Origin of the sequence: Streptomyces niveiscabiei (assembly GCF_001419795.1) — a bacterium.
Taxonomy (GTDB): domain Bacteria; phylum Actinomycetota; class Actinomycetes; order Streptomycetales; family Streptomycetaceae; genus Streptomyces; species Streptomyces niveiscabiei.
The window spans coordinates 1-9,619 of record NZ_LIRL01000367.1 but is presented as its reverse complement, the minus strand read 5'-3'; the positions used below and the strand labels follow the sequence as shown (position 1 = coordinate 9,619).

Here is a 9,619-nt window from a genome sequence, read left to right as displayed (position 1 = left end):
CGATGCCGTAGCCGATGGCGTCGTTGCGCTTGGCGCCGTCGGTGGGACCACCGATGGTGTTGAGCATGACGCGCAGGACCTGGTTGTTCGTCCAGGTGGGGTGGACCGACCAGATCAGGGCGGCGCTCGCTGAGGCGAGGGCGGTGGCGTCGCTCGTGCCGCTCGACTTGCAGACGCCGCTCTTGGTTCCACAGGCGTGCACCATGTCCTCACCCGGCGCGGCCATGTCGACCTGGGGACCGAACTGGGACTCCGCGGTCCGGTGGAGATTCCGGCCTACAGCTGCGACCCCCACCACGCCAGGAGTCACGGACGGATACTCGGGCAAGTTGGCCTGGTCTCCGGTGTTTCCGACAGCCGCGAAAATCAACGCGCCCTTGTCCAGGGCGTACTTGACCGCGTCCGTCAATTGCGGCGAGCCCTCGCTGAACCCCAGGGAGATGTTGATGACTCGCGCGCCTGCACCCACCGCGTAACGGATCGCTTGCGGAACGAGTTCGTTGAATACCTCGTTCCCTTCGGCCATATTGGCCAGTTCATCGGCCTTAGGCATCCGAACAGGGAGGATCTTCGCTCCGGGAGCGAGGCCGAAAGCACCCTGTCCTCCGCCATAAGCGCCGGTTCCGGCGATCAGGCCGGCCATGCCGGTGCCATGGCCGGCGTAATCTGTGTGCTCGTCGCCCGGCTGATCCGTGGCGTAGTCCTTGCCTGCCAGGACACGTCCCTTGAGATCAGGGTTGGTCCAGTCGACACCGGAGTCGATGACCGCGACCGTGACACCCTCTCCGGTACTGGTCTTCCACATGTTCTCGGCCTGCATGGCATCGAGGAACCACTGTTCCTCACGGGTTGTCTCCGCGCTCGCGGACGTTCCTGTGACACCCACCAGCGACAACCCCAAGGCCGCCGCAGCCATCGCACGGCAAAGCCGGTATCCAGTGCTACTGATCAGCATGAACTCGGCTCTCCCTAATTCCTGAACATGTCAGTCGACAACCGGCGGCACAGTAGGCCGGTGGTTCCGCTGCCAGGTCGCCTCGTCCTCCGTCACACCGTAGGGCTGGCCGCTCCCGTTCCTCGTGTTCGTCGGAGGCGTACCTTGAGTCGGACGCGAAGCAGGGGCCGCCGCGCCATGGCCTGCACCAAAGCGTGTCGTCCCAGCGGTACCACCCGTGATCGCGTTCCGCGATCCCTCGCCGCCGACTCCAACCGCCCTGGAACCAGGCACGCGCCCGCCCGTACGTCCCGGCTGCTGGGCAGCGCTGCCACCCACGACACCGGAGGTGGGCATCGGTCGCCCGCCGCCCATGCCACCAGGAGGCGACACAGGGCGACTGCGGGCGGTCGCACTCGGTACGCCCGTCCCTCGACTGACCGGGTTCGCCATACCCGCCGTCTGCCCCATCGGTCCACGCATGGAGGTACCTTCCCCTCCCACGACCGTGCCACGGGGAATAGACCCCGTCGCCCTGCCTTCGGACGGCAGGACGGGACGGCCACCGATGATGCCGTTACCACCAGTGACGTTCGGAACGCGTCCCAAAGGCGTCGCAGTCCCGGTTCCCTGGCCGAGCAAGGGCATCGGTGCCCTCCCCGATACCGCCGGGTTACTGCTGACGGGCAGTGGCTGCCCACCTCCGAACAACGGAGGAACTGGCCCGGGCTGTGGTGCCGTACCTCGCACCAGCCCCGGGTCGACTGGGTTGCGCGGGTTCTCCACCGGAGCGTGCGACGGCAAGGTACCCACCGAATCAATGGCTGTCCGGATAGGAGGTGGTGTCACCTCCCCAGGAACACTCTGTGTCCCCGCGACATGCGGCAGCGACGCGGCAGCAACAGGGGCGACTTGCAGATGAGAACTCCGTGTCGAACCGCTGCTCCCTGCGACCGTAGTCCCTGCGTCGGCAACTGAACCCGTACTGCCTGAGCCCCCGGAGCGGCCATGGTCCGCCATGCCGTCAAGTAGCAGAGCGTCTTGCGGCACGAACGCCTGCGGCGGCGGTGGAAGCTTCGGTCTCTCCAACGCGTTCAACTGCGTAGCCGACCACGAATACGACTGCGCAAGCTTCGTCATCTGCGACGCCGCCTCCAGCCGCACCTTCTCCCGGTCCGCGGTCAAAGCCGCCAGCTCCGCAGACGACTTGGAGGCGATACCCGCCGCGTCGGGATCGTTGTGGGCCGCCTTGGCCGCAGCAAGGTTCGCCGTAGCACTCGGCATGTCGCGAGGGATGGACGACTGGGCCAGAGAGATCGCGTCCGAGGCATGCATCAGCCACGAACTGGAATCCTTGCTGAAGTCACTCAGACGGAGCGTCGCGTTGGCGAGATCGGCCGCCCAGGTACGGAAGGCGTCGGCACCCTCGCCCTTCCACGCCACCCACTGGGGACGGACCTTCAACTCCTTCGCGATGTCCGCGATATCAGCCGCAGCCTTCTCCAGACGACTCGCGGCACCACTGACCACACCCGCGTTCGCCTGGTCCAGCCACGCCAGCATCTGCTCATGACTCATGCCGTCGAAGAACGTACCGCCCGAACTCTCCGCGTCACGCATCAGATCGCCCCGCCCTTCGTGTTCGTGGCGTTGCCGGACGGCGGCTGGCCGGTTGCCGACTGCTGCGGCTGGCCCGGGTCGTAGACGCCGCCGTACTCCTTGGTCGTCTCCGCGCTGATCGCGGCCATGCGCTGGCGGACGTCGAGGTCGATGTTCTCGTAGCCCTTGTGGGAGGCGAGGACGGCGATGCCCATGCCTTCCATGGAGTCGGAGAGGAGCTTGGAGAGGTTCTCCAGCTCGCTGATGACCGTCTCGTACGCGGTGAAGAGGCCGGCCGCCTCGATCCACCCCTCGCTCCCGCCGCCGAACTGAGTGCGGGTGAGCTGGTCCTGGGCCAGTTCGGTGGGGCCGGCCGAGGAGCCCTTGAGGGTGCGGATCAGTTCATCTATGCGCGTGCGGAAACCTGTGAACGACGCGTACTCCGCGGCCATGTCGGCCTGCGCCTGAATCGCGTTCCGCGCGTCGGTCGACGAGTTCTCCCCGCCCTCCAGCAACATTCCGTCATCCTCCCCGTACGGATCACACAGCCAACTCTAACCACCGCCACCGACAACCGACCCCCGAGGGCCACCACCGTCCATCCAACCCCCACATCCGCGCCCCCGCATGAGCACTCGTACTCAGCTCACACCACCCCACCGGAGAACGCCAGCACGTTTCGGGTACGGCGTCCCGGACGCGCCGGAGGGGCCGCCCGCACCACGGATGGCGGGCGGCCCCTCGGGCGAGGACCGGTGCAGGGCCCGGGCCCGGAACAGGGCCCATGGACCAACTCACTTGAGCAGGAAGGGAGTCGAAGGCTCCCCGCAGGGGGGACCGCCCCGGACTCCCCGGGGTTCAGGAGGCCTTCGCCTCGGTCTTGGCCGCCGCAGGCGCCGGCGCCGGCTTCGCCGCCTCGTAGAACTCCTCGCGGGGAGTTTCGAGGGCGCCGAGGGCGACGACCTCGCGCTTGAGGAACATGCCGAGGGTCCAGTCGGCGAAGACGCGGATCTTGCGGTTCCAGGTCGGCATGGCCATGCCGTGGTAGCCGCGGTGCATGTACCAGGCGAGCCGCCCGCGCACCTTGATCTTCATCTTGCCCATGACGATCATCGCGACGCCCTTGTGGAGGCCGAGCCCCGCGACGGCGCCCTTGTTGGAGTGCGCGTACGTCTTCTGCGGGAAGCCCCGCATGCCGGAGACCACGTTGTCGCCGAGGACCTTGGCCTGGCGCAGCGCGTGCTGGGCGTTGGGCGGGCACCAGGCGTTCTCGACGCCGGCCTTGCGGGCGGCGACGTCGGGGACCTGGGCGTTGTCGCCGGCGGCCCAGATGTAGTCGGTGCCCTGGACCTGGAGGGTCTCGGAGGTGTCGACGTGTCCGCGGGGGCCGAGGGGGAGGCCGTAGCGGGCCAGGACCGGGTTCGGCTTGACGCCGGCCGTCCAGACGATCGTGTTGGAGTCGACTTCGAGGCCGTTCTTCAGGACGACGTGGCCGTCGACGCAGGAGTCCATCGAGGTCGAGAGGTAGATCTCGACGCCGCGGCTCTCCAGGTGCTCCTTGCCGTACTGGCCGAGCTTGGGGCCGACCTCGGGGAGGATCTTGTCGGCGGCGTCGACGAGGACGAAGCGCATGTCCTCGCGGGAGACCGTCTTGTAGTACTTGGCCGCGTCCCGGGCCAGGTCCTCGACCTCGCCGATGGTCTCCGCGCCGGCGAACCCGCCGCCGATGAAGACGAAGGTGAGCGCCTTGCGGCGGATCTCCTCGTCGGTCGTGGAGTCGGCCTTGTCGAGCTGTTCGAGGACGTGGTTGCGCAGGCCGATGGCCTCCTCGACGCCCTTCATGCCGATGCCCTGCTCGGCGAGGCCGGGGATCGGGAAGGTGCGGGAGACGGCGCCGAGCGCGATCACCAGGTAGTCGAAGGGCAGCTCGTACGCCTCGCCGACGAGCGGGGCGATCGTCGCGACCTTGCGGTCCTGGTCGATGGTGGTGACCCGGCCGGTGAGCACCTCCGCCTTCGGCAGCACGCGTCGCAGCGGGACGACGACGTGGCGCGGGGAGATGTTGCCGGCGGCGGTTTCGGGGAGGAAGGGCTGGTAGGTCATGTACGACCGGGGGTCGACGACCGTGACGGTCGCCTCTCCGTAACGCATCTTCTTGAGAATGCGTCGAGCTGCGTACAGGCCTACGTACCCACCGCCTACTACGAGGATCCTGGGACGCTCCGTGGTGCTCATGCCATCGAGTATCCACCCGGGTCAGGGGGGTCGCTCGTGCGCCCCTTCACAAGCTTTGTCGGGGGGTGTGTTATCCTCCGCGACTCGCGTGATCCATGTCATGTCCGCGAGCGGGAACCCCCTCCCCCACGGCACCGTTGTCAATGGCCCCCGACCTGCCTCTCCGGCCGTCCGAGGGCCCTGTGAGGGGTCGGTACGATGCCTCCGCGGCCCCTTCGCGTTACGTCCCCGTACCCCCGTTTTGAACGTGTTCACACGGGTGTTGGGCCCCGGAAGGGCCAACCGGGCCGCGTTCCTGACCCAACGGGACCCTTTTCCTTGTGAAGAACTTCACGAACTTTCCCGACGGGACGCCGCCGCACCCCCTCGAACCCCGCTCAAACGGTGTTCCCCCAGCTCAGCGGAGCCCTGCCGACGAAGCCTCCAGCCGATGCACAACTCCTCCATTTCATGGGGGGTTTTGGTGCCCAGTAGGCCGGTTTCGCACCCATCGTCTCCACACTTGGCCGAAAATCGCCTCTTCCCCCGCCTCTCCCCGGCCTGAATGATGTGGCTCCTTCACAACATCAACTCTGTGAGACGAGGACACACGTGAAGCAACGGGGTAAGCGAGCGGTCTCCATAGCCGCCTCAGCGATGGCGCTGGCAGCCGGTCTGGTCGTGGGTGGTCCGGCCAACCCGGCGAGCGCCGCGCCGAACGTCTATTTCTACAGCTACACGTTCAGCAACGGCGCCGGCCGCATCGACGTCTACAACGACGGCGACTACGCCGGGACCGCCCAGTGGGCGGCCGATCCCGGTGACTTCGGCTCCTCCACCGGGGACAGCCTGATCGCCTCCGACCAGCTGGCGGACGGCTACGGCATCGAGGCGCACGTCAACGACGGCCGGGACACCGCGACGACGCGCGGCCACTCCGCGCCGTACACCGACAAGGTGACCGGCGACCTGCTGGAGGGTGCCGACCTCAAGCTGTGGGCCTGCTACGTCCAGGGGACGTACAGCAAGTGCAGCGACAAGATCGACGTACACGCCTGACGTACACGGGAGGCCCCGGCGCACTGCCGGGGCCTCTCCCTGTCTAGCCCTCCGCCACCTTGAACGCGATCCCGTCCAGGATGTCGTGCTCGCTCACCACGACCTCCTCCGCGCCGGTCCGCTCCATGATCGACAGGAGTACGAGGGCCCCCGCGCCGATGACGTCCACGCGTCCGGGGTGCATGGAGCCGATGGCCGCGCGCTCGGCGTGGGTGGAGCGCAGGAGCCACTCGGTCAGCTCGCGGACCGTCCCGTAGGAGATCCGGGAGTGGTGGATACGGGACGAGTCGTACTCGGGGAGGTCCTGGGCGATGGCCGAGAGCGTCGTGACGGACCCGGCGAGCCCGACCAGCGTGCGCGCCTCCCGCAGCGGGACCGTCTCCTCCGCGAGGTCGAGGGCCGCCTCGATGTCCGCCCGCATCGCCGCGATCTGCGCCTCGGTGGGCGGGTCGGTGACCGTGCCCTCGTGGACGAGGTGGCGCTCGGTCATCCGTACGCAGCCGACGTCGACGGAGCGCGCGGCGCGGACGTCCGTGTCCCCGACGACGAACTCCGTCGACCCGCCGCCGATGTCCACGACCAGGTACGGCGTCGCGAGGTCCGGCCGCGCGGTCAGCTCCCTGGTCGCGCCGGTGAAGGAGAACGCGGCCTCCTCGTCCCCGGTGACGACCTCGGGCTCCACCCCGAGGATCTCCAGCACGCCCCGGACGAACTCGTCCCGGTTCTCCGCGTCCCGGGAGGCGGAGGTCGCGACGAACCGCACCCTCTCGGCCCCCAGCTCCTTGATGACCGCCGCGTACTCCCGGCACGCCGCGAACGTCCGCTCCAACGCCTCCGGCGCGAGCCGCCCGGTCCGGTCGACCCCCTGCCCGAGCCGCACGATGGTCATCCGCCGGTCCAGATCGACGAGTTCCCCCGACACGGGGTCGACATCGGCGACGAGCAGCCGGATGGAGTTGGTACCGCAGTCGACGGCGGCGACACGGGTCACGGAGACGCCCTTTCTTTCAGCCCGTCCGGCGTTTGAGGACGAGGCCCTTCGGGCCGAACGGGGTCCAGGGGCAGAGCCCCTTGGCGGGGTGGAAGGGGCGGAGCCCCTTCAAAGGATGGGAAGGGTAGGGGCGGCGGGGGCGAGATCACTCGGCGGGAACCACGCACGCACCTTTACGCCACCACTCCGGCAGCATCGCGAGCGCCTCGTCACCGAGCGGATTCACCCCGGGCCCGGCGGCCAGCGAGTGCGCGACCAGCACATGCAGACACTTCACCCGGTCCGGCATCCCCCCGGCGCTCGGGAACCCGGCCAGCACCTCGATCTCGTCCCGCCGCCGGATGTAGTCCTCGTGCGCGGCGCGGTACGCGGCTGCCAGCTCGGGGTCCTGCCCGAGCCGCTCGGTCATCTCCTTCATGACCCCGTTCGCCTCCAGCGTCCCGATCGCCGAGTTCGCCTTGGGGCAGGTCAGGTAGTACAGCGTCGGGAAGGGCGTCCCGTCGGGAAGACGGGGCGCGGTCTCCACGACGTCCGGCTGCCCGCAGGGACACCGGTGGGCGATGGCGCGCAGCCCCCGGGGGGGCCGGCCCAACTGCTGCCGGAACGCCTCGACGTCCGCGTCGGTCGGCTCGGTGCGCTCAGTGGTCGGGGGAGGCGTTTGCATGGCGTACGAGAGTCTCTCTGCTGTCGGTAAGGGTTGAGGCGGCAGCGTCCAGTATCGCGGGCACGCCGCCCCCGCCTCACCTGCCGACCGCGTCGGCCTTGTCCACGCCGTCCCAGACGTTCGCGTACCAGGGCCGGTCGGCGGCGCCCGCGTCGACGCGGGCCTGCTTCGCGGCGTCGGGGTCGACGACGACGTACCCGGTCTCCCCCGGCAGGACGTAGTGGAGCCGCTGCCGGATCTGCTGCTCGGCGTACGCGTCGTCCTGCCAGCGCGCCTTGAGGTCGCGGAGCTGCTCGACCTTCTGCCGGGCCTGCTCCTGCTCGCGTTCGAGGTCGGCGATCTCGGCGCGCTGGGAGACGTACTGGCGCATGGGGTAGGCGAGGGCGACGACGAGGGTGCACAGGACGAGCGCGAGGAGCGCGGCGCGGCCGGTGAGACGGGAGCGGCGCTGCTGGCGCTTGTTCTGGGAGCGGTAGACGCGGGCGGCGGTCTGCTCGCCGAGGGCGCGGAGTCTGGTCGCGGTGGAGAACCGGTCCTTGTCCTTGACGGCCATGCCCGCGCCTCCCGTTCCCGTTCATACGTGCGTACGTCCCCGCACACGGTACGGGACCGGGTACGGGGACGTACGAGCGACGCCCTTCTAAGCGGCGTCCCTAAGGGTGTTTCAGCCCTTGAAGCGGGGGAACGCGGACCGACCGGCGTACACGGCCGCGTCGTCCAGGATCTCCTCGATGCGCAGGAGCTGGTTGTACTTGGCGACGCGCTCGGAGCGGGCCGGGGCGCCGGTCTTGATCTGGCCGCAGTTCGTGGCGACGGCGAGGTCCGCGATCGTGACGTCCTCGGTCTCGCCGGAGCGGTGGGACATCATGCACTTGAAGCCGTTGCGCTGGGCCAGCTCGACGGCGTCCAGGGTCTCCGTGAGGGAGCCGATCTGGTTGACCTTGACGAGGAGCGCGTTGGCGGCGCCGTCCTCGATGCCGCGGGCGAGGCGCTCGGGGTTGGTGACGAAGAGGTCGTCGCCGACGATCTGGACCTTGTCGCCGAGGCGGTCGGTGAGGACCTTCCAGCCGGCCCAGTCGTCCTCGAAGAGCGGGTCCTCGATGGAGACGAGCGGGTAGGCGGCGACCAGCTCCTCGTAGTACTCCGTCATCTCGGCGGCGGAGCGGGACTTGCCCTCGAAGAGGTAGGAGCCGTCCTTGTAGAACTCGGAGGCGGCGACGTCGAGCGCGAGGGCGATCTGCTCGCCGGGGACGTACCCGGCCTGCTTGATCGCTTCGAGGATGAGGTCGAGGGCGTCGCGGTTGGAGCCGAGGTTCGGCGCGAAGCCGCCCTCGTCGCCGAGGCCGGTGGACAGGCCCTTGGTCTTCAGCACCTTCTTGAGGGTGTGGTAGACCTCGGTGCCCCAGCGCAGGGCCTCGGAGAAGGACTCGGCGCCGATCGGCGCGATCATGAACTCCTGGATGTCCACGTTGGAGTCGGCGTGCGAGCCGCCGTTCAGGATGTTCATCATCGGCACCGGCAGGAGGTGCGCGTTCGGGCCGCCGAGGTAGCGGAAGAGCGGCAGGTCGGACGCCTCGGAGGCGGCGTGCGCGACGGCGAGGGAGACGCCGAGGATGGCGTTGGCGCCCAGCGAGCCCTTGTTGTCGGTGGCGTCCAGGTCGAACATGGCCTGGTCGATCAGGCGCTGCTCGGTCGCGTCGTAGCCGACGAGCTCCGGGCCGATCTGCTCGATGACGGCGAGGACGGCCTTCTCGACGCCCTTGCCCTGGTAGCGGTTGGGGTCACCGTCGCGCAGCTCGATGGCCTCGAAGGCACCGGTGGAGGCGCCGGACGGGACGGCGGCACGACCGGTGCTGCCGTCGTCGAGGCCGACCTCGACCTCGACGGTGGGGTTGCCTCGCGAGTCGAGGATTTCCCGGGCTACGACGACGTCGATGGACGGCACGAGCATCTCCTTCAGTGTGACGCGGGTACGCAGACCTCGTGGGCGCTGCGAGGACGAGCCTAACCGGCTCCGGGGCTTCGGCCAGCCGACCGCCCGCCCCATGGGACAGAACCGACCGTACTCATTGTTCATACCCGGAACAAAGAGGGGGTGGCCGGGGGGCGAACAAAGAAGGGCGGCGGCGGACACAAACCCGCTCCGGTGCGTACGGGG

At 68.8% G+C, this 9,619-nt stretch carries 8 protein-coding genes; 1 reads left to right on the top strand and 7 read right to left on the bottom strand.

Annotated features, from left to right (window positions below):
* The 3 genes from mycP to AOK24_RS18580 form a co-directional block, all read right to left on the bottom strand.
* On the bottom strand, positions 1-955 hold a 955-nt coding region (gene mycP / locus AOK24_RS18590; RefSeq protein WP_079056876.1), incomplete at its 3' end, for a type VII secretion-associated serine protease mycosin.
* A 1,598-nt stretch (positions 956-2,553) separates the two neighbouring features.
* Complete coding sequence (locus AOK24_RS18585; RefSeq protein ID WP_055721197.1) at positions 2,554-3,051, bottom strand: hypothetical protein; 498 nt, start codon at positions 3,049-3,051, stop codon at positions 2,554-2,556.
* A 340-nt stretch (positions 3,052-3,391) separates the two neighbouring features.
* A complete protein-coding gene (locus AOK24_RS18580; RefSeq protein WP_055721196.1) occupies positions 3,392-4,768 on the bottom strand; it encodes an NAD(P)/FAD-dependent oxidoreductase in 1,377 nt (458 codons plus the stop codon).
* A gap of 591 nt (positions 4,769-5,359) precedes the next feature.
* Here AOK24_RS18580 and AOK24_RS18575 point away from each other — a divergent pair.
* Positions 5,360-5,806, top strand: coding sequence for a hypothetical protein (locus AOK24_RS18575; protein ID WP_159051919.1), 447 nt, complete (start codon positions 5,360-5,362; stop codon positions 5,804-5,806).
* 43 nt (positions 5,807-5,849) lie between these two features.
* On the opposite strand, the gene AOK24_RS18570 is transcribed toward AOK24_RS18575, so the two are convergent.
* The 4 genes from AOK24_RS18570 to eno form a co-directional block, all read right to left on the bottom strand.
* Positions 5,850-6,797, bottom strand: a complete 948-nt coding sequence (locus AOK24_RS18570; protein WP_055721194.1) for a Ppx/GppA phosphatase family protein — start codon at positions 6,795-6,797, stop codon at positions 5,850-5,852.
* A gap of 145 nt (positions 6,798-6,942) precedes the next feature.
* Complete coding sequence (locus AOK24_RS18565; RefSeq protein ID WP_055721193.1) at positions 6,943-7,461, bottom strand: DUF501 domain-containing protein; 519 nt, start codon at positions 7,459-7,461, stop codon at positions 6,943-6,945.
* A gap of 76 nt (positions 7,462-7,537) precedes the next feature.
* The gene (locus AOK24_RS18560; protein ID WP_055721192.1) at positions 7,538-8,014 is read right to left on the bottom strand and encodes an FtsB family cell division protein; all 477 of its coding nucleotides are present in this window, start codon (positions 8,012-8,014) and stop codon (positions 7,538-7,540) included.
* A gap of 111 nt (positions 8,015-8,125) precedes the next feature.
* Entirely contained in the window at positions 8,126-9,412 is a 1,287-nt protein-coding gene (gene eno / locus AOK24_RS18555) for a phosphopyruvate hydratase (RefSeq protein WP_055721191.1), read from the bottom strand.
* Between the last annotated feature and the right edge of the window lie 207 nt (positions 9,413-9,619).

What these genes read in the sequence shown, in the direction of transcription:
- AOK24_RS18580 (WP_055721196.1), bottom strand. Translation starts at nt 4,768, where the DNA reads ATGAGCACCACGGAGCGTCCCAGGATCCTCGTAGTAGGCGGTGGGTAC.
- AOK24_RS18560 (WP_055721192.1), bottom strand. Translation starts at nt 8,014, where the DNA reads ATGGCCGTCAAGGACAAGGACCGGTTCTCCACCGCGACCAGACTCCGC.
- eno (WP_055721191.1), bottom strand. Translation starts at nt 9,412, where the DNA reads ATGCTCGTGCCGTCCATCGACGTCGTCGTAGCCCGGGAAATCCTCGAC.
- AOK24_RS18565 (WP_055721193.1), bottom strand. Translation starts at nt 7,461, where the DNA reads ATGCAAACGCCTCCCCCGACCACTGAGCGCACCGAGCCGACCGACGCG.
- AOK24_RS18585 (WP_055721197.1), bottom strand. Translation starts at nt 3,051, where the DNA reads ATGTTGCTGGAGGGCGGGGAGAACTCGTCGACCGACGCGCGGAACGCG.